This is a genomic window from Guptibacillus algicola, from assembly GCF_020171805.1.
In the GTDB taxonomy this organism is placed as follows: Bacteria; Bacillota; Bacilli; order Bacillales; family Guptibacillaceae; genus Guptibacillus; species Guptibacillus algicola.
The window spans coordinates 330,147-352,123 of record NZ_JAIVAF010000001.1 but is presented as its reverse complement, the minus strand read 5'-3'; the positions used below and the strand labels follow the sequence as shown (position 1 = coordinate 352,123).

Here is a 21,977-nt window from a genome sequence, read left to right as displayed (position 1 = left end):
TATAAAAAAAGGGAGAGTTAAGTTGTGAAGAAATTATCGTTTTCATCCGCGCTCATCGTTATTTCGCTTCTCATGGGCTGGATGCTTTTCAGTATTATTATTATGGGGGTAGAACCCCACATGCCACTATTTGTTGGCATCGTAGGCGTAAGTATCTTTGGACTTGTGAGGGGAATCAAGTGGGAAAACATAGAAAAAGGCTTACTGGATAGTATTACAACCGGATTAAAGCCCGTGCTAATTCTATTCATAGTAGGAATGATGATTGCCATATGGATGCAAAGTGGGACAGTTCCTGCCCTTCTGTTTGGTGGATTGAAGTTTATTCAACCAGAATGGTTTTTAATTAGCGCTCTAATTATTACGATTATCGTCTCGAGCTTTACTGGAAGCTCATTCACAACGATTGGTACGATAGGTATAGCGATGATGGGGATCGGGACTGCGATGGGAGTTAATCCCGCTTTAGCAGCTGGAGCTGTTATCTCTGGTGCATGTTTTGGAGATAAGATGTCGCCATTATCGGATACGACGAACTTTGCTCCGGCTGTATCAGGAGTAAATCTCTTTACGCATATAAGACACATGATGAATACGACGATTCCTGCAATTATTGTTACGATTATATTCTTTTTCATTATGAGTAATCAGTTTTCAACTTCTGTGAACCCTGAAGATTTATCGACAGCTCTCTCTGTATTATCAAGTGAGTTTACCTTATCGTTTTGGACGCTACTACCACCATTGGTCGTACTAATTTTAGCTCTAATGCGTGTACCCGTGTTATTAACTTTAGTTTCTGGCTTGATTGCAGGGATTCTAGTTGCAATTGGGGCTCAGGGTGTTTTTTCTCTGACGGCAATTATCAATACGATGCAGAATGGGTTTGTGCTTGAGACATCGAGTGAGCTAGTTAATGGAATTATTAATCGAGGTGGCTTACAATCAATGATGTGGAGTGTTTCCTTAATTTTACTAGCACTTGCACTAGGGGGGGTCCTGCAGGTTCTTGGGATTATCCAAGCCCTGATGACAGGTTTAACAAAATTATTAAACCGAAAAGGCCATTTGATATCAGCTACAGCAGGCTCTGCTATTGGAGTGAATTTATTAACAGGTGAGCAATATTTATCGATATTACTGCCTGGGCAAACGTTTGAGCCATTCTTTGACAAAGCAGGAGTCGATAGGAAATACCTATCTAGAACACTTGAGGATGCTGGAACGTTAGTGAACCCACTTATACCTTGGGGAGTCTCAGGAGCGTTTTTTGCAGAGACGTTAGGTGTTTCAGTACTAAGTTATTTACCGTTCGCTATATTCTTGTGGCTATCTCCGATTTTCACAATTGTATTAGGGTATGTGAATGATGTACGTTTCAAAAACGCTAATACAATTCAAAATGGATAAAACAAGCCCCTCCTGTAAACAGTAGTACTAACATACTGTTTCAGGAGGAAACCATTCATGAGAATTTCTAGATTGATCTTACTGTTTTCGTTAGTGATCGTGATTTATGAATACCGTTATAGAATAACAAACAGCTTACTTGGCATTGCGGTGGTGAGACGCTTTGTAGTAGGAAATACATTGAAAATCCCTGGTGTTAGCAAAAAGCTGTTTTCTTCGTTTTTATCTTAAATCTCTGCCATAGGGCAGGGGTTTTTTAGGTGGTGAAAAACATGTATTGGACACATATTTATTTTGATTTAGATAACACGCTCTACGACCATGAGAAGGCTTTCCGAAAAACAATGCTACACTTTGCGGAGAAGATGCTCAGAAGAAAAAAAGCTTCTGTTTCACCTGAAAAATGGTTTGAGGTTTTCAAAAGGTACTGTGATGACTATTGGGATCATTATGAATCTGGAAGCTGGTCTAGAGAAACGTATCAAATTAATCGATTTCAATCAGCAAATGAGAGCTTTAATATTAACAGTAATGCTGAGGAAGCTCTAGATTTTCAATCAAATTATGAATGGAATGTAGCGACTTTCTCGGAGTTATTTCCAGGTGTTGAGGAGCTTCTAACGAAACTTTCAAATCAACCAGTATTATTAGGAATCATTACGAATGGTTCCGACGAAATACAACGCTCAAAGATTAAAGAATTACGTTTAGATCGATGGTTCAATAATGAAAATATTTATATATCACAGCATGTGGGGTTATCTAAGCCAGATCCTCAAATCTTTAATTATGCAAAAGAAGAGGAAGGAAACTTCCTCTACGTTGGAGATTCATTGAATCAAGATGTAAGGCCGGCCATAGAAGCTGGGTTTGATGTTATTTATTTCAATTCTAGAGACACAGATAAGAGACCATCTAATTCGACTATTCCAGAAGTGACTACCTTCAATGAGGTCTCAACAGTAATCCTTGCAAACCTCTAGCTTGGTTCTCTAATGATAGGTTTGTTTAGATATTGAATCAGTTGAACATTCTTTCCGCTTTTTGTTTGATAAAGAACTAACAAATACGGTGAATCTTTATGAAGCAAAATATATGGAACGGTGCTTCCGATAGGGGATTCAACTTCCCCTTCTTCAGGCTGAGTTCCTAAAAAATAATATTTGTATATCCCTTCCCATATTCCACCTATTGCGTCTACGGATTGTTTCTTAGTCAAACCAGGTAATGGTGCATCTTGATAGTTGTGTAATTTGGTCAAGGGTATGATGTAATAATCTTCTGCATTAATTTGGAACTGGTCGATCAATGATTGAAAAACGACCTGAGACTGTTGAGAGACTGCATGATCGAGGAGCTTTTTCCACTCTACTTCCTCTTGACTAGTAGGCTCCTTGAACGATTCAAGCGGTGTCATTGGAGAATCAATTACATATAGTTGAGCATAGCTCATCTCTTGAGCGCTTTTAATAACATCATTAGGATAATGAATCTCACCATAATGATAGGATACTGCTTCATAATGACCGCTATCTTCACTCTTTATTTTCTTTTTGTTGGTAAGTTTTTTTATGTTTTCTTCCCACTTGGACATTGTTTCTAATAAGCGACCTTCTTCATAAAGCATCGTAATGTCTTGCCTTAAATAGGCAGTATCACTTAATTTAGACTCTGTTTTCAGGCTTAGTGTGTATTCATCTTCATCTTCCTGCGTTAAGATGGAAAGTGAGGTTTTTGCTGATTCAAACGTTGTGTCTGGATCAGGAGGAAAATATATAAAAGATTCCCTCACAGGATTGCTGTTTGTGTTTATGAGGATGAGTGCAAAAAATCCTATCAAACTAAGCATGATGATATAATGTATTTTTTTAATCATCCCAAACCTCCAAAATTAATAAGCTTGTCATCATACTATGATGGGAAATTGATTTTTAGTAGAGGTAAAACGCGGGACTGTTGGTGGGAGAGAAAAGGGAGGCACTTGAATGAACAATCATTTTAAAGCGGATGAATTATTACAAACGACTAAAGAATTAGTTAGCATTCCTAGCCCTTCAGGATATACAGATGAAGTGATCAGTTGGGTTGAAGGAAGACTACAAGAATTCGGCATGAAAAGTAGAAGAAATAATAAGGGTGGACTCATCACCACGATCGAAGGAGAAGATACTTCCAAACATCGTATGCTAACTGCACACGTTGATACGCTAGGGGCAATGGTGAAAGATATTAAGAGTGATGGACGACTTAAGCTATCTCTCATCGGTGGTTTCAGATGGAATGCGATCGAAGGGGAGTATTGTGAAATCATCACCTCCTCAGGTAAAAGGTACACGGGCACAATCTTACTTCATCAAACGTCTGTCCACGTTTATCAGAATAATGGCGAAATTAAAAGAGATGAAAAGAACATGGAAGTCCGGTTAGATGAGCGAGTACATTCTAAAGAGGATGTCTTACAACTTGGAATCAATATAGGAGATTTCACTTCGTTTGATCCGAGAGTTCAGCTAACTGATAGTGGTTTTATTAAATCGAGACACCTAGATGATAAAGCGAGTGTGGCTTTACTTCTCGCAATCATTAAGAAACTAAAAGAAGACAATGTGACGCTGCCATATACGACGCACTTCCTTATTTCAAATAACGAGGAAATCGGTTATGGTGGGAATTCAAACATTCCAACAGAAACGATTGAATATATAGCAGTTGATATGGGCGCTCTTGGCGATGGACAAGCGTCTGACGAATTTACTGTTTCTATATGTGCGAAAGATTCAAGTGGTCCATACCATTACAGACTTAGAAATCAGTTAGTTAACCTTGCTGAAGAATTCAACATAGACTACAAAGTAGATATTTATCCATATTACGGTTCTGACGCTTCTGCTGCTATTCGGGCTGGTGCTGATATACGCCATGCTCTTATCGGGCCAGGGATCGATGCTTCACATGCATATGAGCGTACTCACGAGTCTTCGATGCTCCATACTGCAGAACTGATTTATCAGTACCTTCAGTCTTCAATGATCGATTAATTCGAAATCAGCCACTTCGGCTGATTTTTTTTGTGCCCAATTATTATTCATGTATGCACGACATTCAATTGGTTAATGATGGATATGAGGAGGGGCATGTATGTCTGAAAATAGAATTGAGCATCCTGTTACGAAATCTTTTGCGCATAACGTGGAGTATTTACATAATGAGCTCGGTGTTGGGAAAAGTTTCGATGTTATTCAGCTTGACCTTCAATATGCTGGTAGAAGTATGGCGATGTTCTTAATAGATGGTTTTGTTAAAGATGATATCCTGCATTATTTGATGAAGTTGTTATCGCAACTAGAGCCAGACCAACTAGAGCCAGATCCATTAGAAAAGTTAATGCAAGTGCATTTACCATATGTGGAGATTGATAAACAGAATGATCTCGACACTGTCATCGATCTTATATTATCAGGTCCAACGGCCCTCGTAGTCGATGGAATCGATGAAGTTATCATGATCGATGCTAGAACCTATCCGGTAAGGGGACCTCAGGAACCTGACTTAGAGAGGGTTACTAGAGGAGCTAGGGACGGTTTTGTTGAAACAATCGTTTTTAATACATCACTTACGAGAAGAAGAGTTCGAGATAAAACGCTTAGGATGGAATATACGCAGATTGGAAGACGTTCTAAAACAGATGTGTGTATAAGTTATATCGAAGACATCGCGGATCCGTCTATCGTGAATAGAATCAAAGAGTCTTTAAAGAAAATTGATACAGACGGGATTCCTATGGCAGAAAAGACAGTGGAAGAGTTCATTTGTGGACGCCCATTGAATCCCTATCCTCTCGTAAGGTATACAGAACGACCAGATACTGCAGCAGTTCACCTATACGAAGGTCACGTATTAATTTTTGTGGATGGCTCACCGAGTGTGTTGATTACTCCCACGACGTTTTGGCATCACCTTCAACATTCTGAAGAATACAGGCAAAAGCCACTTGTAGGAGCATATCTTAGACTAATTCGTTTTATTGCTGTGTGGATTGGAATCTTTATCTTGCCATTATGGTATTTGTTTGCATCAAACCCGGATTTACTAGGTGGGAACATGAGGTTTATTGGAGCAGATGAAACTGGTACGATACCAATCTTCCTTCAGTTTTTGTTGATAGAAGTGGGGCTAGACATATTAAGGATGGCGACAATTCATACACCGTCGTCACTTGCGACAGCGCTCGGTCTTGTTGCAGCTGTTCTAATAGGACAAGTAGCAGTTGAGGTTGGATTGTTTATCAATGAAGTGATCTTATATCTGGCATTAGCAGCTATGGGAACCTTTGCTACACCATCTTATGAGCTTAGCCTAGCAAATCGTATCGTTAGAATAGGATTATTAATTGTAACTGCAGCATTTGGAGTGGTAGGCTTTTCGATTGGAATCACATTATGGATCCTTTTGCTAATCCGGACAAAATCATTTCATATTCCTTACTTATGGCCATTTATTCCGTTTTCCTATCGTGCATTTCGAGATGTTATTCTACGCTCGCCTATGCCGATAAAGAATAGAAGACCGACTGTACTTCATCCAAAAGACCCAGATCGATAAGACATAAGGCATTCTCCATTTTGTGAGGATGTCTTTATTTGTGTTTATCATTTTACTTAAGTGTGTGGATTGCTATAATAAACGTGGTGAGAAAAATGAAAAAAACACTCTTTGAAGTACAACAACTACTAAAGAAGTTCGGTATGATCGTCTATACGGGAAGCAGATTAGGTGATCTTGAACTAATGGAAGAAGAATTACATGAACTATATGAAATGAAAATGATCGAACAAGAGTTATATCTCGAATCAAGAATGATCTTAAAAGCCGAAATGCAAAAAGAGAGGGACAAAAATGAATGAAACAATTAATACACTTCTTGAACATCGATCGATAAGAGCGTTTGAAAACAAACCTTTAACTGATGAACAGATTCATACAATTGTACGCTCGGCTCAAGCAGCTTCAACATCCAGTTATATTCAGGCGTATTCAATCATTGGTGTAAAAGATGATGCCAAGAAGAAAAAGCTAGCTGAACTTGCTGGAAACCAGAGTTACGTTCGGGAAAATGGGCACTTCTTTGTTTTCTGTGCGGATTATAATCGTCACCATGAAGCGGCTAGACTGCATGATATCGATATTACTGAAACGACTGAGTCAACAGAGAAATTTATGGTTGGTTTGATCGACGCTTCATTAGCTGCTCAAAATGCAACAATAGCAGCTGAATCGATGGGTCTTGGCATTTGCTATATTGGTGGACTTAGAAATTCACTTGCTGAAGTAAGTGACCTTTTAAATCTTCCTTCTAAAGTGATACCATTATTTGGTTTGTGTGTTGGCTATCCTGCTCAGACTCCCGACAAAAAACCTCGATTACCAATTCATAACATTTATCACGAGGACGAATATGAGCCGAATAAAGAAGAGTTTATCAAGGGCTTGGAAGAGTATGATGCTACAATATCTTCTTATTATCATGATCGGACAAAAGGACAGCGAAATGCTGGATGGACTTCCCTTATGGCAAATAAATTATCAAAACCAGTACGAACATATATGAAGAAGTTTCTACAAAACAAAGGCTTCCCATTAAAATAATATAGAGAAAAAAAGGTGGATGATGATGGTCGAGAAAAAATGGTTTATTGGCGTCGATTTAGGAGGCACTACAATAAAGCTTGCATTTATTGATTATTATGGAGAGATTCAGAATAAATGGGAAATCCCAACAGATAAAAGTGATGAGGGGCGTCATATCACTACACATATCGCAAGAGCACTAGATGATAAGATGACAGAGGTAGGCGTATCAAATGACCGTTTTGTTGGAATCGGTATGGGTGCACCTGGGTTTATCGAAATGGAAACTGGGTTTATTTATCAAGCAGTAAATATCGGGTGGAAAGATTTTCCTTTAAAAGACAAGCTAGAGATCGAAACAGGATTACCAGTCATTATTGATAACGACGCTAACATCGCTGCTCTTGGTGAAATGTGGAGAGGAGCTGGGGACGGTGCGCAAGACCTCCTTTGTGTCACACTCGGCACAGGAGTTGGTGGTGGAATAATCTCAAGAGGTGCAATCATTCATGGAACGAATGGAATGGCAGGGGAGATTGGACATATTACCTCAATAACTGATGGTGGAGTACAGTGTAACTGTGGAAAAACTGGCTGTCTGGAAACAGTTGCCTCTGCAACAGGCATAGTCAGAACAGCAAAAGATACGATCGATTCCTACCCTGAAAGTTTGCTACATAACAAGGACGAAATAACTGCACGAGATGTATTCGAAGCATACGGATCAGGTGATGCTCATGCAACAGAAGTCGTTCACATAACGACCTTCCATTTAGGTCTAGCTATTGGGAACCTTGCTAACGCGTTGAATCCTTCCAAAATTGTTATAGGTGGAGGTGTTTCAAAAGCAGGAGATGCGCTTTTAACACCACTCAAGAAAGAATTTCAGAAATTTGCGCTACCAAGGGTAAAAGAAGGTGCTGATTTTGCGATCGCTACACTCGGAAATGACGCAGGCGTCATTGGTGGAGCATGGCTTGTTAAAACGAAAATAATGCAAAAGTCCTGATTAGATATGTTTAACTTATGAGAAATAAGGGAAAATAAGAGGTCAGAAGAGTTTGGCCTCTTCTTTTTTTATGTAAAATAACCCATAATGAAACTTTTTTGCATCATAAATCGTTATTATTAGTAGGGAAAAGACAAGGTTTTAAATGAAACCACACATTTTGGAAGAAAATAAGGATAAAAGGTAGTTGAATTATTTCCGAAAACGTACTATCATATCGTTTATGTATGGTTGATAACGAAACAGATGGTAGCTCTTTCCTTATAGCCAACTAAGGAGGTACTAAGTAAATGATGAAGAAGCTACAAAACAAATATTTATTTTTCTTTATTGTAGCAATAATGCTTTGGATTAAAACGTATTTTGTATATGAATTTGCTTTTAACATTGAAACTGAGAACAAAATGGAAGGAATTATCCTCTTTCTGAATCCAATAAGTTCTATTCTATTGTTCTTAGGATTTGCTCTATTCGCATCTCCTAAATATAGAAATAGGGTTCTACTAATAATTAATTTCATTGGATCTTTCATATTATTTGCGAACGTTGTATATTATCGTGAGTTTACAGACTTCATCACGATTCCATTGTTGTTCCAAACAAACAACATGGGTGAGCTAGGTAACAGTATTACTGAACTCGTAAGTGGGTATGATTTCTTACTTTTCATTGACATCGTTTTATTAGCTGCTTATTTATTTGTTCGTAAAACGAAGGCGTTTGAAGTGAAGAAGAAAGAAATCGCTATTGTCTTCGCGAGTGCAATTGCTCTATTCGCTATTAATGTGGGTCTTGCAGAAACAGAGCGTCCACAATTATTAACACGTACGTTCGACCGTGAAATGCTTATTAAATATATCGGAACATACAACTACCATGTTTACGATGCTGTTCTCCAATCAAAAGCTAAAGCCCAGCGCGCATTCGCTGATGGTAGTGAGATCGTAGATATTGAAAACTATGTAAAAGCTAATCACGTTGAACCAAACCCTGAGATGTTTGGTAAAGCAAAAGGTAAAAACGTTATTCTAGTTTCACTTGAATCAACACAAAGCTTCGTGGTAAATGAAGAAGTTGATGGTAAAGAGATTACACCATTCCTAAATGATTTGATTGAAGATAGCTATTACTTCCCTAACTTCTATCACCAAACAGCACAGGGGAAAACATCTGACTCAGAATTCATTGTCGAGAATTCTCTTTATGGACTTCCGAGTGGAGCAGTTTTCTTTACCCATTCAGGAAATGAATATAATGCAAGTCCTGAAGTGCTAAGGGAAGAAGGCTATTACAGTTCAGTGTTCCATGCAAACAACAAAAGTTTCTGGAACCGTGATGTTATGTATGATGCTTTAAAGTATGACAAGTTCTATGACATAAACGACTTTTCTGTAACCCCAGAAAACTCAATCGGTTGGGGCTTAAAGGACGAATACTTCTTTGATCAGTCCATCAAGTATTTGAAGACGATGCCTGAACCTTACTATGCGAAGTACATTACATTAACAAACCATTTTCCTTTCACGCTAGAAAAAGAAGATGAGTACATTCCTGAATGGACTTCTGATGATGGTACTGTTAATCGTTTCTTCACAACAGTAAGATATCAGGATGAAGCTTTGAAGAAATTCTTCGAACGTATGAAAGAAGAAGGTTTATATGAAGACTCGATCTTTGTGATGTACGGAGATCACTATGGAATTTCTCAGAATCACAATAAAGCGATGGGAGAATTCCTTGGCAAAGAAATCACGCCATTCGAAACTACTCAGCTTCAACGAGTACCTCTTGTCGTTCATATTCCTGGTCAAGAAGGCGAAGTAATGGATCAGGTTAGTGGTCAAATCGACTTGAAACCTACCTTGATGCACCTTCTAGGAGTCGAAACAAAAGATATGATTAAATTCGGTAATGACTTATTCGCAGAAAAACAAGATAACTTTACTATTCTTCGTGATGGTAGCTTTATCACTGAAAATCACCTTTACACAAACAATGTTTGTTACGACAAGGAAACTGGAGAGGAAACGGATAAAGCTGCCTGTGAACCATACATGGAGAAGGCTAAAACTGATCTTGCCTATTCCGATAAGATAGTCTATGGCGACCTGCTTCGTTTCTTTGGAGAAAACAAAGAGCAACAACCTGCTGACGAAAACGGTCAGTCAGAAGAATAATTAGTAAACCATGCCCTGTATTTCGGGCATGGTTTTTTTGTTATCAATTGTTAGCATACTCCAATGATCACTCTACATAGCATAGTATGAAGGCTTTACGGGTGGAGGGGATTAAATATGAAAGTAAGGGTGAAGAGCGGAGATACATTGTGGAAGTATAGCCGAGTGTTTCAAATTCCACTCCGACTTATCATTGATAGCAATGATGTTCAAGATCCAGATCAGTTAGTGATCGGAGATATGATCAATATACCAGGGTACGTAACCAAAAGGTATACAATAAGAAGTGGGGACACTCTCTGGAAGATTGCTGGGTGGTATGATGCACCTCTAGACGGTATTTTATTACTTAACGACGCTAACCCTTTTGCACTACAAGTTGGAGAAACCGTTAATATTCCAATTCGAATGATATGGTCCCTTGTTAATCCAATACAGAATTATACGTATGAAACTATGGTAAGGGATATACAAAAGTTGTTAGCTGTATATCCATTTTTAAGGCGTTCTGTTGTTGGTGATTCCGTTATGAGGAAACCGATTCCAGAATTACAAGTAGGAATCGGTTCTAAGAAAGTCCATATGAATGGCTCTTTCCATGCAAATGAATGGTTAACAACGCCATTGTTGATGAAGTTATTAAATGATTATCTGATGGCACTAACGAACACACAGGTATTAAGTAGTGTGTACTTGCCGCCTCTTTACGATTCAACGTCTCTCTCAATTGTTCCTATGGTGAACCCAGATGGTGTAAACCTCGTTATAAATGGCTTACCTGAAGAAGAACCATATCGCACTGTAGTTAATGACATAAACAATGGAAGTGACGATTTTAATCGTTGGAAAGCGAATATAAGAGGGGTTGATTTAAATAATCAATATCCAGCAAAGTGGGAGATAGAGGCGGAAAGGAAACCAAAGAAGCCATCTCCTCGTAACTTCCCTGGCTATGAACCTTTGAGTGAACCAGAGTCCATTGCAATGGCGGAGCTTTCTAAACGAAGAAACTTTGACAGAGCGTTAGCCTTTCATTCACAAGGTGAAGTCATTTTTTGGGGATATGAAGGCCTCGAACCACCAGAATCTGAAGTTTTAGTTAGGGAGTATTCAAGACTCAGTGGGTATAGACCTATTCGTTATGTTGATAGTTTTGCAGGATATAAGGACTGGTTTATTCAAGAATTTAGAAAACCAGGGTTTACTGTTGAAATAGGAAAAGGGGAAAGCCCGCTTCCAATAAGTCAGTTCGATAAGATCTATAACGATACGATCGGAATCTTTCTTTCCTCTTTATATATGTAATTTACTTGTCATCATCGCACTTGTTTGCCATAATGAAAGAGAACTTAATAATTTTTGACTAGGGGTGCCTACGTTTCGGGTAGGCTGAGAAAAGGAAACCATTACTTCCTTTACCCTTGAACCTGATCTGGTTTATACCAGCGTAGGGAAGTCGGTAGCGGTAATTAATGTGATAACTGCCCTCATTCCATACGCGGAATGAGGGCTTTTTATATACTCTGAGAAATGGAGGAGATAGAATGAAAGATTTCAATCTTTACGTAATTACAGGAGAAGAATTTCATCCAGGTAGAAAGTTACTAGATGTCATGGAAGAATCTATTTTAGGTGGAGCCGAGATTATCCAACTACGAGATAAAAAAAGTAGCAAAAGGGTTATTTTAGAAAAAGCGAAGATGCTTCGTGAGTTAACAAAAAAACATGACGTTACCTTTATCGTGAACGACCATATCGATATTGCGCTTGCAGTAGATGCTGACGGCATTCATTTGGGACAAGATGATTTACCAATAAGTGAAGCACGAAAGATCGTTGGATTTGATAAGATTATTGGAATATCAACTCATAAACTAGAAGAAGCTCGTCAGGCACAACAAGATGGTGCAGATTATATCGGGGCAGGTCCTGTTTATGCAACAAATAGTAAAAGTGATGTTGTCGATCCAGTTACGACCTCATACATTCAAGAAGTTGCTTCTGAAATTTCTATTCCTTTCGTAGCGATCGGAGGTATAAAGCTTCATAACGTTGATGAAGTACTTGCTGCAGGCGCATCTCGCATATGCGTGATAAGCGAGGTCGTTGGAAGCTCAAACGTTCGTGGAACGAGTGACTCTTTTATTAAAAGAATTAAGAAATCGAAGGAGGTAAATCATGAAGCTGCTTATTAATGGTGAAGCACATGATCTTAATGTAACGACGATCGAAGATGTAATCGCACATTTTAACTTGCAGAGTGGATTAGTAGCAACAGAAGTAGATGGTACGATTATTGATCGCTCAAAATGGAGCGAGACGAATCTAAATGATGGCATGAAGATTGAACTTGTTCAATTTGTTGGAGGTGGATGAATATGAATGACGTGTTAGCAATAGATGGTAAACAGTTTCACTCAAGACTGTTCTTAGGTACAGGTAGATACCCAAACCCATTCGTACAGAACCAGGCTATCGAGGCTTCTGGAGCTGAAGTATTAACGTTTGCTATCCGGAGGGTGAACTTAAGCTCACCTGATGAAGATGCAATCCTTCAGCACTTAGGAGACAAAACGTTTCAGTATCTACCGAACACGTCCGGTGCCAAAACCGCAGAAGAAGCTATAAGAATCGCTAACTTAGCTAGAGCTTCTGGGTTGAGTAATTGGATTAAGGTGGAAGTGAGTAGAGATGACAAAACGCTTTTGCCAGATCCGATCGAAACAGTAAAAGCAACAGAAATCCTTGCGGAAGATGGCTTTGTGGTCTTACCGTATACATCTGATGATCCTGCTTTATGTTATCGACTACAGGAAGCTGGTGCTGCTGCCGTTATGCCAGGTGGATCACCCATAGGAACAGGCTTAGGGATTTTAAATCCTTATAACATTGAACTAATTTCAGAACAACTAACAGTCCCCGTCATTGTAGACGCTGGATTAGGTAGTGCAGCAGATGTAACGAAAGCGATGGAGCTTGGTGCTGATGGTGTACTATTGAACACGGCCATCGCAAAAGCAAGAAATCCTGTCAAGATGGCTGAAGCAGTAAAACATGCCATTCAGGCAGGTAGACTGTCTTATTTATCAGGTAGAATTCCTAAAAAGAAGTATGCCACTGCTAGTAGTACGATCGACTTTATTTCTAAATAGAAAGGTGTTGTTAGCGTGGCAAGCGTTTTAATAGTAGGTGGAGGTGTGATTGGACTTTCAATTGCATACGAGTGCAGAAGTCGCGGCTTTGAAGTGACCGTTATTGAATCGAGAGAGTGCGGTGGACAAGCATCTGGCGCTGCTGCTGGGATGCTCGCACCATATTCTGAAATCACAGAGGATCCAGACGATTTTTTTATGTTGTGCCAAAAAAGTTTGGAGCTATATCCTGACTGGGTGAATAAAGTTATGCAATTTTCGGATGAAACGTTCGAGTACAGTCGTAATGGGAGTCTTTATGCTATTTATCATGAAGCTGACTTGCTGTCTATAGAGTCAAAGCAACGATGGCAACGTGAATATGGGATAGAATCCTTTATATTAACTGGAGATGAGGCAAGGGAAAGAGAGCCGCTATTATCAGAAGATACCTACGCAGCGCTGTGGTGTCCTGAGGAAAGTCATATTTATGCTCCAGGGTATGTGGCGGCTCTGATTGATGCATGTAGGAATTCTGGGGTGAACATCTTAGAACACGCAGGAGAAGCAGATTTAGTTAGTGGCAATGATCGGCAAGTTAAGACAGATAAGGGCATATTTGAAGGGGATCATATCGTTTTAGCAACTGGAGCCTGGTCAAGGAATTGGGAAAGAGAGCTGAAATGTTCCATACCCGTTTTTCCAATTAGAGGGCAAATTTGTGCATATAAAGGCCCGGAATTACGGCACATCGTATTTACAAGTCAAGGTTACCTCGTAGGGAAAGACAATGGAACACTAATCGCAGGGGCATCTGAAGACATTGCGGGTTTTGATACGAGTGTAACCTCTCACGGAATTAATCGATTAGAATCTTGGAGTAAACATGTGTTACCAGACTTAAAAAGTGAGCGTCCGTTCCATAAATGGGCTGGCTTAAGGCCCGCAACTCAGGATGGCTTTCCCCTTATAGGGAAGATGACTCAAAAACCATCTGTCTTCATAGCGGCCGGACATTATCGAAATGGAATATTATTAAGTCCGGTGACAGCAAAAATCATTGCAAATGAAATCGAACAGTTGCCACAAGAGGTTCCCATCGAGAGTTTTCGACCAGAACGATTTCAACTTGTTTAGAGGGAGATGAATGATGTGAAAAAAGTGTTAACGATCGCAGGATCTGACAGTGGCGGGGGAGCGGGAATCCAGGCAGATTTAAAAACGTTCCAAGAGCGAGATGTGTATGGTATGAGTGCCATAACTGCGTTAACCGCACAAAACACTACGGGAGTTCATGGCATTTTTCCTCAGCAGATAGAAGCTATAAACCAACAGATCGATGCTGTTTTAGTTGATATAGGTGCAGATGCAGTAAAAACAGGAATGCTTTTTTCAGCCGATATTATACATGCGGTTGCGATAAAATGTAATGAGCACCATGTGACGAATCTGGTGATCGACCCTGTCATGGTTGCAAAAGGCGGCTCTACCCTTCTTAGAGAAGAGGCGATCGAGTCGCTAAAAACCGAACTATTACCTTTAGCAGCTATCATTACTCCTAACATTCCTGAGGCATCCGTACTGTTAGATGGGATGAAGATAGAAACAATAGAGGATATGGAAGAAGCGGCAATCAAGCTGTCTCGATTTGGATGCAAGGCAGTTTTAATCAAGGGTGGCCACATGAACGGACTAGACTCTATAGACCTTCTCTACACGAATCAAAAGGTATATTACTTCGAGTCAAAGCGAATCGATACGATACATACACATGGGACCGGTTGTACATTTTCAGCATGTATAGCGGCTGAGCTTGCAAAAGGGCATGCCATTCCTCAGGCTGTATCGGTAGCGAAGGACTATATTACTTCCGCAATTCGCTATTCACTTAAGATTGGCAGTGGAATCGGTCCTACTAACCATGCTGCCTATCGAATACACAGTAAAGAATTAATGCAATAACTCATTTCTTAGGAAATGGGTTATTTTTATTGGAACCGTTTAACTGGTGAATAGAAACCGGATATGTTATAAACGATAAAGATAACTCTTTTGAAGAAAGGTTCTCAGATGAAACCAATTATCGCAGTAAACAATGTAAAAAATGAACGAGTAAAAAATGTGGATTTCGAGATTATGGAAGGGACGTTAACGACAGTTATTGGCCCTTCTGGATCAGGAAAAAGTAGTTTGATCATGTTATTGAATCGGCTGACCGACCCTGAAGAAGGTGAGATTTTCTATAAAGGGAAACATATTGTTGACTATCCGATTAATGAATTAAGGAGAAAAATAGGTGTCGTTTTTCAGCAACCTAATTTATTCGATGGAACTGTGGAAGATAATTTAAAATTCGGTCCAAATTTAAGGAAAGAATGGAACTCTAAACTAGGAGTTTCTCTATTAGATAAGGTACAACTTCCAGAAGAATTTCTCACAAAAGAAGTTGATCATCTATCGGGGGGAGAACAACAAAGGGTGGCGTTTGCGAGGACGCTTGCAAATAACCCAGATGTGCTATTACTCGATGAAGCGACAAGCGCATTAGATATGAGAACAGTGGATTTAATGGAGGAATTGTTAGAGTTTCTCGTTAACGAAGAAGGGAAGACGATTATTATGATCACCCATGATTTAAAACAAGCCGAAAGACTTGGAACATACACGTTATTTATGAATGAGGGAAGTCTTGAAGAAAAGGGTCACACAAAAGAATTATTCAATAATCCTACTACTGAAGCCCTTAAGAGATTTCTAGAGGGCTGATGCATGACTGAAATTTCAAACTTATCCCTTCTCACTATGATTATTTTCGTAATGATTCCTGTATCGATGTCGTATTATTTCTCGCTAGGAATAAGTAAATCTGCTATATGGTCATCACTTCGAGGTGTTGTGCAATTATTTTTGATCGGATACATATTGACCCTGTTGTTTTCAATGGAAGACTGGCAAGGTGTAGGGTTATGGGTTACCGTAATGCTAGTGATCGCAGCATTACAGGCAGCAAAACGCGGGAAAGGAATCCCGTTCGCGTTTTGGTTATCTTTCGTTTCTCTTGTTATTATTGAAGTATTCGTCTTATCGATATGGATTGCATTTGATATTATCCCGTTCAAATCAGAACAGGTTATCCCAATGAGTGGTATGATTATTGGGAATAGTATGGTGGCTTCAGGACTTGCATTTGAGAGGATGAAAAACGAATTTAGTGATAGTAGAGGGAAAATCCTTGCTGCGTTATCATTAGGTGCGAAACCGGCCGAGGCGTCTAAAATGATTATTCGTAAAACGATAAAAGCGTCAATGATTCCAAACGTGGATTCATTGAAAACAATCGGTTTAGTACAACTTCCGGGAATGATGACGGGCCTCATTCTAGGCGGAGCTTCCCCAATTGATGCGATTAGGTATCAAATTGTTGTTTCGATCAGTATCTTTTCTTGTGTTTCGATTTGTGCAATGATAATTTCCCTTGTTACATATAGGTTTTTCTTTAATAAGGATATGCAGTTACTAACTTTTGAAGGAGGAGATTAACATGGCGATTGTAGATGTAACAGTCATTCCAATTGGAACGGAAACGCCAAGTGTGAGTAAGTATGTTGCGGAAGTACAGGAGATTCTAGAGTCATTTACCGATCGAATTTCTTATCGGCTTACTCCTATGAGTACGTTGATTGAAGGGGAACTATCAGATTTATTAGAGGTTATTCAAGCAATTCATGAAGCACCCTTCCAACATGGCATCGATCGAGTAGCTACAAATATTAGGATTGATGATCGGAGAGACAAAAAGGTAAGAATGGAAGACAAATTAGAAGCAGTACAAAAACATAGAAACTAAAAAAAACAGCCAAGTGGCTGTTTTTTTTAGTGGCCTCCGCCGCCTCCAGATCCGAAAAGAACATCGATCATTGTAGCAACGGTAAAGGCGCCAAAAACCAGAACAGTTAAACCTGCAAAGGCAAGGCCCATAAAGTTTTTTTCACGAAAGGAACGAAGTAAGCCCCAAACTGAAAATAACGTGACGAATGCAAAAATAATTGCTAAACCCATCCGGAATACCTCCTTATCCATGCAATCATTATCAGTATACCCTTAAAGTAGAATGATATGGCATGGTTAAATCTGAACAATTTTTAACTTTAATGGATATGTACATAAGTCCTTTATTATTTTAACCGTTTTCTTATCATTTGTCGAGGCGTCAATGGTTTGAAAATGATAGTTCAATTTGGTAAGCCCTTGCGATGCCCTCCATAAGCTCTTTTTGCATCACGTCGACATACATGATGTTCTGATCAGTTGCAATGAGATGCTCTTCTATTTGAAGTAACGCCATCTGTATTTGTTCATCTTCGCCTTTTTTAATTGAAAAGGGAGTGACCATGTTCTCATACAAATAGTTTCGGTTATTTTGCGAGATTAAGCCATAGTCTGTTAGGAAGGCAGTCGGTTTACATTGTTGAGATAATAGGATGAGCGTACACCGTTCACCCATTGCATGTTTAGATGTATAATAATCAACTAGCGAGTTAGCTTCATCTTTATCAGCTACAATAACGAGCTTTCCATCACGGTCGATGGCATTTGCAAGCTCACCTGTTCTTTTTACAAGCTGTGAAGTGAATCCAGGTAAAGCACCTCGTGGAGGGTCTAATTCAATTCCATAAACGATCGACATCACGTACATCTCCTTTTAAAACGAGTTTTTTATAGTGTAGAATAAGAATCATAATCTTTCAATGGAGGCGATTTGAATGAATTGGAAACAGTTAGCCGTCGGACCAGTACAGGCCAATGCAGCAATCATTTGGAATAACGAGAAGGAAGCTCTTATAGTAGATCCAGGAGCTGAAGGTAGCAAAATTTATAATGAGGTTGATCACCTAGGTTTAAAACCTGTTGCAATCTTACTTACTCATGCTCATTTTGATCATATAGGAGCTGTTGACTTTATACGAGATCATTATAGAATTCCTGTTTACCTGCACAAGAAGGAAGCGGATTGGATGCAGAATCCTGCTTTAAATGGCTCATCCTTATTTCCGATGGTAGAGGATATCGAAGCTAAACCAGCAGACGAACTGATTGAGCAAGAAAGAAAATTAGCGATCGGCTCATTTAACATCGATGTGTATGAAACGCCAGGCCATTCACCAGGAAGTGTCTCCTTCTATTTTGAAGATCTAGGGGTCGTATTCTCAGGAGATGCGTTGTTTCAAGGAAGTATAGGGCGAACAGATCTTCCTCTAGGAAATCATGATCAATTGATTAACAGTATACATAACCGTTTGCTTACATTGCCGGAGCATACAATAGTTGCTTCTGGTCATGGCCCTGCTACAACGATCGAGCAAGAAATGACGAGTAATCCTTTTTTGAATGGCTTTTCTATATGAGACATGACGATTCTAACTAAACTAAAGTCAGAAATCGCTAACTCAAACGAGAATGCGATTTCGTATGAGCGCTTCATGGAAATTAGTTTATATGATGAAGAACATGGTTATTACCGATCGAATCACAAGAAGACAGGTAAAGCAGGAGATTTTTATACGTCACCTGGAGTTCATGAAGTCTTCAGTCGAGTTATTGCAAGAGCTCTTACATCCGCAATCAAAGAGGATAATCTTGAGCCGGTGATTGTTGATATTGGAGCAGGTGAAGGTGAGTTTATTCTTCCTTTTCTTAAAGAAATTCAAACGGTTGATGAAGAGCTGTTTGAGAAGCTAACTTACTATGTGGTTGAGTCAAGTCCTTATCATAGAAAGATAATTGAGGAGAAAACAATCGATCATGAGTGCGTTCACGTATATCCTTCAATGGAAGAACTAAAGCGAAGAATTACAGTGCTCAATGGAATTGTCTTTTCAAATGAATTGTTAGATGCATTTCCCGTTAGAGTGATTGAAGAAAAGCATGGAGAGCTGCTCGAAGTTATGGTTGGTCTTACTGCGACTAATGAGTTAACAGAAGTATACAGGCCATGTACAGATCAGGCGATTTTAGATTGGATTGAACGGTACGGCTATCCGTTAAATGTAGAACAACGAATTGAAATACCTCTTTACATGACTAGTTGGGTTGAAGATATTGCGAACTGGATGGAGAAAGGTCGAATCTATACGATCGATTATGGCTATACAGATGAGGAATGGCGCCATCCAGCAAGACGCTCTGGGAGCTTAAGAGGATATTATAAGCACCAGCTCATTCAAAACCCTCTTGAACATCCAGGAAAAATGGACTTAACAACTCATATCCCGTTGGATGCTTTAAAGCGAATAGGCGAAGTGCATCAATTTAAATGGATCGAATGTGAATGGCAAGGACGTTTTCTCGTAAATAATGGTTTGTTGGATTTTGTGCAAGATCATAACGAGCAAGACCCTTTTTCATCAGCGCATAAAATGAATCGTGCAGTGAATTGGTTATCACAAATGAATCAGTTCCAAGTGATCGTACAACAAAAGTGAACAAAAAAGACGATGCCAACAGCATCGTCTTTTTCTTTGGTTTAATTAATGACCGCCAGAGCCAGGTGTCATCATAAACACTGACCAGTAGGAAAAACCGACCATAAATAATGTTAAGTATACACCGAAAATATAAAGATAAGTACGCTCTGTTAAGTTCAAGAGACTTAACGCAAAAAACATGCCGGCCTGACCAAGGAATAGCAGTCCGACTACAGGCATATCACCGATAAAACCCATCAGTGAGAAGATACCTGTCCAGAAAGCCAATACTTTGTACATTCTAGGCATAAGAAGTTCCTCCCTTGCTCGTTCATTCCCATACATATCGTATTATATATGAGTTGCTGCTGAAAAGTAAATGCTAGTGTCATGGCAAATTTGTGTCTATCACTACAGCCCCTTGTAAAGGGTTCCAATTTATTATCCCAAATCGTTATAAAAATTACAAATCATTTTCTTGTACAACTTTTGTTTAATAGTTGTATAATATGGGTAAAGTTAGTTATCACGGAAAACGAAAAGGGGAGAAACAAAATGGAAGATAAATTATTATTTTACACGTACCCAAGTTGCACTTCATGCAGGAAAACAAAAGCTTGGTTGAAGGACAACCACGTTGACTTTGAAGAGCGTCATTTGTTTAAAGATACACCTTCGATCGAAGAGCTAAAAGAGATTATTACAATGTCTACAGAAGGTATCGAAGAGATATTAGCAAAAAGAAGTAGTTCATTTAAGAAGCTCGATATGAACATAGAAGACCTCACAGTAACAGAGATGCTTGAATTGATGCATAATGAACCGAAGTTACTGAGAAGACCAATCGTAACAAATGGAAAAAAACTTATTGTTGGGTACAATAAATCTGAATTGCAGAATCTGAATCAGCGAAAGAAAAACCTTGCTGTCGTATCATAATTATGTTGGCTGGGCTAGCTGGATTCGAACCAACGCATGACGGAGTCAAAGTCCGTTGCCTTACCGCTTGGCTATAGCCCAATGCCTGTTTACAAATGTTAGTATAAGCACTAAACAAAAACTTATACGTCATTTTATAAAATAATGAGTGCTTTATAAAAATGAAAAAAATAAATTGAAATACTGTCATGTCCAAGGGGTTCTTTGAATACGATAAATCATAATCTATGTCACAGCGATATGCAGGGAAGTTTCCGCGTATCGCTTTATTTATGTTTACCATGATGTTACATTACTGTGAACAGAGAAGGGTTAGCTACCTCTTTGGGGAAATTAGGAATAAAAGGAGGTAGTTGATATGAGATGGGAAGCAATGAATCTAGAAACAAGTAGAGGGAGCTTTGAAGTGTTTACGAAAGGTGTTGGGCCTCCCCTATGTGTAGCGCATTTATATTCAGAATTTAACAAGAGTGGCGATTACTTTGCTGAGTCTTTTACAGACCATCATCGGGTTTACCTAGTTAATCTCAAAGGGACAGGAAATTCGGTTGATGCTGTAGACCCTCATGAATATTTCATGCTTGATACGGTGTTCGACCTTGAAGCTATTCGAACACAACTCGGTTACAAAGAGTGGTCGTTTGCTGGTCATTCGACTGGAGGTATGCTCGGCTGTGTATATGGAATACACGCTTCAGAAGGGCTCAAGCGCCTTATTATTGTAGGGGCAGCTGCCCGTGAGTATGCATCTTCTTCACGGTATTGCATTTACCATTATGAAAACCCGAAGTTTGAAGTGATGCAAAACTATATTGAACAATTAAAAGATCCAGATTTATCGAGCGATGAGCGCCAAAAGATTTCTAAGGAGCGGACGAAACTATCGCTATATGACCCTGAACGATACGATGAGCATTTTTCAAAGAACATACATAAAACGTTATCGGGTGTAAGGATGAACTTCTTTGCGAGGGAAATAATGAACTTCGATGTAACTCGTCAGCTTAACAACGTTTCGGTTCCAACATTGATTGTCTGTGGTGAACAGGATGTCCAATGTCCGTTATCCTTTTCAGAAGAAATGGCTGGGTATATTCCTAACTCGAAATTAGTCGTGTTTCACTATAGTAATCATTACCCATTCCTTGAAGAGCAAAGCAAGTTCAATATAGTAACACAAGAATTTCTAGATTAATTTTTTTGCTGAGAAGGAATAGAG

At 39.2% G+C, this 21,977-nt stretch carries 26 protein-coding genes, 1 tRNA gene and 1 riboswitch; of the genes, 22 read left to right on the top strand and 5 right to left on the bottom strand.

What is annotated here, in order from left to right:
- Positions 1-24: 24 nt before the first annotated feature.
- Genes nhaC through LCM09_RS01920 form a run of 3 tightly spaced genes read left to right on the top strand, consistent with a single transcriptional unit; the run spans position 25 to position 2,393 of the window.
- Positions 25-1,410, top strand: coding sequence for a Na+/H+ antiporter NhaC (gene nhaC / locus LCM09_RS01930; RefSeq protein ID WP_224878423.1), 1,386 nt, complete (start codon positions 25-27; stop codon positions 1,408-1,410).
- Between the two features lie 57 nt (positions 1,411-1,467).
- Positions 1,468-1,641 (top strand): hypothetical protein, encoded by a 174-nt coding sequence (locus LCM09_RS01925; protein ID WP_224878422.1) that lies wholly within the window; start codon positions 1,468-1,470, stop codon positions 1,639-1,641.
- A 41-nt stretch (positions 1,642-1,682) separates the two neighbouring features.
- Positions 1,683-2,393: an HAD family hydrolase gene (locus LCM09_RS01920; protein ID WP_224878420.1), complete on the top strand. Its 711-nt coding sequence runs from the start codon at positions 1,683-1,685 to the stop codon at positions 2,391-2,393.
- Here the strand turns inward: LCM09_RS01920 and LCM09_RS01915 are convergent.
- Positions 2,390-3,286 carry a hypothetical protein gene (locus LCM09_RS01915; protein ID WP_224878418.1) on the bottom strand — a complete coding sequence of 299 codons (897 nt, stop codon included), beginning with the start codon at positions 3,284-3,286 and terminating at the stop codon, positions 2,390-2,392. The genes LCM09_RS01920 and LCM09_RS01915 overlap by 4 nt on opposite strands.
- Before the next feature lie 109 nt (positions 3,287-3,395).
- Here LCM09_RS01915 and LCM09_RS01910 point away from each other — a divergent pair, with 109 nt between their 5' ends.
- The 15 genes from LCM09_RS01910 (at position 3,396) to LCM09_RS01840 (ending at position 17,202) form a co-directional block, all read left to right on the top strand.
- Positions 3,396-4,448, top strand: a complete 1,053-nt coding sequence (locus LCM09_RS01910) for a M42 family metallopeptidase (RefSeq protein WP_224878416.1) — start codon at positions 3,396-3,398, stop codon at positions 4,446-4,448.
- A gap of 100 nt (positions 4,449-4,548) precedes the next feature.
- Complete coding sequence (locus tag LCM09_RS01905; protein WP_224878414.1) at positions 4,549-6,012, top strand: spore germination protein; 1,464 nt, start codon at positions 4,549-4,551, stop codon at positions 6,010-6,012.
- A 95-nt stretch (positions 6,013-6,107) separates the two neighbouring features.
- Entirely contained in the window at positions 6,108-6,314 is a 207-nt protein-coding gene (locus tag LCM09_RS01900) for a YqgQ family protein (protein ID WP_224878412.1), read from the top strand.
- Entirely contained in the window at positions 6,307-7,056 is a 750-nt protein-coding gene (gene nfsA / locus LCM09_RS01895; RefSeq protein ID WP_224878410.1) for an oxygen-insensitive NADPH nitroreductase, read from the top strand. Before LCM09_RS01900 ends, nfsA begins: the two co-directional genes overlap by 8 nt.
- A gap of 19 nt (positions 7,057-7,075) precedes the next feature.
- On the top strand, positions 7,076-8,047 hold the full coding sequence (locus LCM09_RS01890) for an ROK family glucokinase (protein ID WP_404800775.1): 972 nt from the start codon (positions 7,076-7,078) through the stop codon (positions 8,045-8,047).
- Positions 8,048-8,337: 290 nt separating this feature from the next.
- A complete protein-coding gene (locus tag LCM09_RS01885) occupies positions 8,338-10,224 on the top strand; it encodes an LTA synthase family protein (protein ID WP_224878406.1) in 1,887 nt (628 codons plus the stop codon).
- Positions 10,225-10,341: 117 nt separating this feature from the next.
- Positions 10,342-11,529 (top strand): M14 family metallopeptidase, encoded by a 1,188-nt coding sequence (locus LCM09_RS01880; RefSeq protein WP_224878404.1) that lies wholly within the window; start codon positions 10,342-10,344, stop codon positions 11,527-11,529.
- Between the two features lie 50 nt (positions 11,530-11,579).
- A riboswitch (TPP riboswitch) is annotated at positions 11,580-11,695 on the top strand.
- Between the two features lie 73 nt (positions 11,696-11,768).
- Positions 11,769-12,419 carry a thiamine phosphate synthase gene (gene thiE / locus LCM09_RS01875; RefSeq protein ID WP_224878402.1) on the top strand — a complete coding sequence of 217 codons (651 nt, stop codon included), beginning with the start codon at positions 11,769-11,771 and terminating at the stop codon, positions 12,417-12,419.
- A complete protein-coding gene (thiS, locus tag LCM09_RS01870) occupies positions 12,403-12,600 on the top strand; it encodes a sulfur carrier protein ThiS (RefSeq protein WP_224878399.1) in 198 nt (65 codons plus the stop codon). The genes thiE and thiS overlap by 17 nt, the downstream gene beginning before the upstream one ends.
- 2 nt (positions 12,601-12,602) lie before the next feature.
- A complete protein-coding gene (locus tag LCM09_RS01865) occupies positions 12,603-13,376 on the top strand; it encodes a thiazole synthase (RefSeq protein WP_224878397.1) in 774 nt (257 codons plus the stop codon).
- Between the two features lie 15 nt (positions 13,377-13,391).
- The gene (thiO, locus tag LCM09_RS01860) at positions 13,392-14,492 is read left to right on the top strand and encodes a glycine oxidase ThiO (RefSeq protein ID WP_224878395.1); all 1,101 of its coding nucleotides are present in this window, start codon (positions 13,392-13,394) and stop codon (positions 14,490-14,492) included.
- 6 nt (positions 14,493-14,498) lie between these two features.
- Complete coding sequence (gene thiD, locus LCM09_RS01855; RefSeq protein ID WP_224878393.1) at positions 14,499-15,317, top strand: bifunctional hydroxymethylpyrimidine kinase/phosphomethylpyrimidine kinase; 819 nt, start codon at positions 14,499-14,501, stop codon at positions 15,315-15,317.
- Positions 15,318-15,425: 108 nt separating this feature from the next.
- On the top strand, positions 15,426-16,121 hold the full coding sequence (locus LCM09_RS01850; protein ID WP_224878392.1) for an ABC transporter ATP-binding protein: 696 nt from the start codon (positions 15,426-15,428) through the stop codon (positions 16,119-16,121).
- Between the two features lie 3 nt (positions 16,122-16,124).
- On the top strand, positions 16,125-16,895 hold the full coding sequence (locus LCM09_RS01845; protein ID WP_224878391.1) for an ABC transporter permease: 771 nt from the start codon (positions 16,125-16,127) through the stop codon (positions 16,893-16,895).
- 1 nt (position 16,896) lies between these two features.
- On the top strand, positions 16,897-17,202 hold the full coding sequence (locus LCM09_RS01840) for an MTH1187 family thiamine-binding protein (RefSeq protein WP_224878390.1): 306 nt from the start codon (positions 16,897-16,899) through the stop codon (positions 17,200-17,202).
- Between the two features lie 26 nt (positions 17,203-17,228).
- Here LCM09_RS01840 and LCM09_RS01835 read toward each other — a convergent pair whose 3' ends face one another.
- On the bottom strand, positions 17,229-17,414 hold the full coding sequence (locus tag LCM09_RS01835; RefSeq protein ID WP_224878389.1) for a DUF2759 domain-containing protein: 186 nt from the start codon (positions 17,412-17,414) through the stop codon (positions 17,229-17,231).
- A gap of 151 nt (positions 17,415-17,565) precedes the next feature.
- Positions 17,566-18,042 (bottom strand): hypothetical protein, encoded by a 477-nt coding sequence (locus LCM09_RS01830; protein ID WP_224878388.1) that lies wholly within the window; start codon positions 18,040-18,042, stop codon positions 17,566-17,568.
- 76 nt (positions 18,043-18,118) lie between these two features.
- Between LCM09_RS01830 and LCM09_RS01825 the strand changes: the two genes are divergently transcribed.
- Positions 18,119-18,760, top strand: a complete 642-nt coding sequence (locus LCM09_RS01825) for an MBL fold metallo-hydrolase (RefSeq protein WP_224878387.1) — start codon at positions 18,119-18,121, stop codon at positions 18,758-18,760.
- A 3-nt stretch (positions 18,761-18,763) separates the two neighbouring features.
- Entirely contained in the window at positions 18,764-19,837 is a 1,074-nt protein-coding gene (locus LCM09_RS01820; RefSeq protein ID WP_224878385.1) for an SAM-dependent methyltransferase, read from the top strand.
- Positions 19,838-19,882: 45 nt separating this feature from the next.
- Here LCM09_RS01820 and LCM09_RS01815 read toward each other — a convergent pair whose 3' ends face one another.
- The gene (locus LCM09_RS01815; protein WP_224878383.1) at positions 19,883-20,128 is read right to left on the bottom strand and encodes a DUF2626 domain-containing protein; all 246 of its coding nucleotides are present in this window, start codon (positions 20,126-20,128) and stop codon (positions 19,883-19,885) included.
- Positions 20,129-20,374: 246 nt separating this feature from the next.
- Here LCM09_RS01815 and LCM09_RS01810 point away from each other — a divergent pair, with 246 nt between their 5' ends.
- A complete protein-coding gene (locus tag LCM09_RS01810) occupies positions 20,375-20,758 on the top strand; it encodes a Spx/MgsR family RNA polymerase-binding regulatory protein (RefSeq protein WP_224878381.1) in 384 nt (127 codons plus the stop codon).
- A gap of 6 nt (positions 20,759-20,764) precedes the next feature.
- Here the strand turns inward: LCM09_RS01810 and LCM09_RS01805 are convergent.
- A tRNA-Gln gene (locus LCM09_RS01805) sits at positions 20,765-20,839 on the bottom strand.
- Between the two features lie 277 nt (positions 20,840-21,116).
- Between LCM09_RS01805 and LCM09_RS01800 the strand changes: the two genes are divergently transcribed.
- Positions 21,117-21,953 carry an alpha/beta fold hydrolase gene (locus tag LCM09_RS01800; protein WP_224878380.1) on the top strand — a complete coding sequence of 279 codons (837 nt, stop codon included), beginning with the start codon at positions 21,117-21,119 and terminating at the stop codon, positions 21,951-21,953.
- The last annotated feature ends 24 nt before the right edge of the window (positions 21,954-21,977 follow it).

Bases quoted from the DNA above. Each gene is read 5' to 3' on its own strand.
- LCM09_RS01925 (WP_224878422.1), top strand. From the start codon at position 1,468: ATGAGAATTTCTAGATTGATCTTACTGTTTTCGTTAGTGATCGTGATT.
- LCM09_RS01920 (WP_224878420.1), top strand. From the start codon at position 1,683: ATGTATTGGACACATATTTATTTTGATTTAGATAACACGCTCTACGAC.
- LCM09_RS01915 (WP_224878418.1), bottom strand. From the start codon at position 3,286: ATGATTAAAAAAATACATTATATCATCATGCTTAGTTTGATAGGATTT.
- LCM09_RS01910 (WP_224878416.1), top strand. From the start codon at position 3,396: ATGAACAATCATTTTAAAGCGGATGAATTATTACAAACGACTAAAGAA.
- LCM09_RS01905 (WP_224878414.1), top strand. From the start codon at position 4,549: ATGTCTGAAAATAGAATTGAGCATCCTGTTACGAAATCTTTTGCGCAT.
- LCM09_RS01900 (WP_224878412.1), top strand. From the start codon at position 6,108: ATGAAAAAAACACTCTTTGAAGTACAACAACTACTAAAGAAGTTCGGT.
- nfsA (WP_224878410.1), top strand. From the start codon at position 6,307: ATGAATGAAACAATTAATACACTTCTTGAACATCGATCGATAAGAGCG.
- LCM09_RS01890 (WP_404800775.1), top strand. From the start codon at position 7,076: ATGATGATGGTCGAGAAAAAATGGTTTATTGGCGTCGATTTAGGAGGC.
- LCM09_RS01885 (WP_224878406.1), top strand. From the start codon at position 8,338: ATGATGAAGAAGCTACAAAACAAATATTTATTTTTCTTTATTGTAGCA.
- LCM09_RS01880 (WP_224878404.1), top strand. From the start codon at position 10,342: ATGAAAGTAAGGGTGAAGAGCGGAGATACATTGTGGAAGTATAGCCGA.
- thiE (WP_224878402.1), top strand. From the start codon at position 11,769: ATGAAAGATTTCAATCTTTACGTAATTACAGGAGAAGAATTTCATCCA.
- thiS (WP_224878399.1), top strand. From the start codon at position 12,403: ATGAAGCTGCTTATTAATGGTGAAGCACATGATCTTAATGTAACGACG.
- LCM09_RS01865 (WP_224878397.1), top strand. From the start codon at position 12,603: ATGAATGACGTGTTAGCAATAGATGGTAAACAGTTTCACTCAAGACTG.
- thiD (WP_224878393.1), top strand. From the start codon at position 14,499: ATGAATGATGTGAAAAAAGTGTTAACGATCGCAGGATCTGACAGTGGC.
- LCM09_RS01850 (WP_224878392.1), top strand. From the start codon at position 15,426: ATGAAACCAATTATCGCAGTAAACAATGTAAAAAATGAACGAGTAAAA.
- LCM09_RS01845 (WP_224878391.1), top strand. From the start codon at position 16,125: ATGACTGAAATTTCAAACTTATCCCTTCTCACTATGATTATTTTCGTA.
- LCM09_RS01840 (WP_224878390.1), top strand. From the start codon at position 16,897: ATGGCGATTGTAGATGTAACAGTCATTCCAATTGGAACGGAAACGCCA.
- LCM09_RS01835 (WP_224878389.1), bottom strand. From the start codon at position 17,414: ATGGGTTTAGCAATTATTTTTGCATTCGTCACGTTATTTTCAGTTTGG.
- LCM09_RS01830 (WP_224878388.1), bottom strand. From the start codon at position 18,042: ATGTCGATCGTTTATGGAATTGAATTAGACCCTCCACGAGGTGCTTTA.
- LCM09_RS01825 (WP_224878387.1), top strand. From the start codon at position 18,119: ATGAATTGGAAACAGTTAGCCGTCGGACCAGTACAGGCCAATGCAGCA.
- LCM09_RS01820 (WP_224878385.1), top strand. From the start codon at position 18,764: ATGACGATTCTAACTAAACTAAAGTCAGAAATCGCTAACTCAAACGAG.
- LCM09_RS01815 (WP_224878383.1), bottom strand. From the start codon at position 20,128: ATGCCTAGAATGTACAAAGTATTGGCTTTCTGGACAGGTATCTTCTCA.
- LCM09_RS01810 (WP_224878381.1), top strand. From the start codon at position 20,375: ATGGAAGATAAATTATTATTTTACACGTACCCAAGTTGCACTTCATGC.
- LCM09_RS01800 (WP_224878380.1), top strand. From the start codon at position 21,117: ATGAGATGGGAAGCAATGAATCTAGAAACAAGTAGAGGGAGCTTTGAA.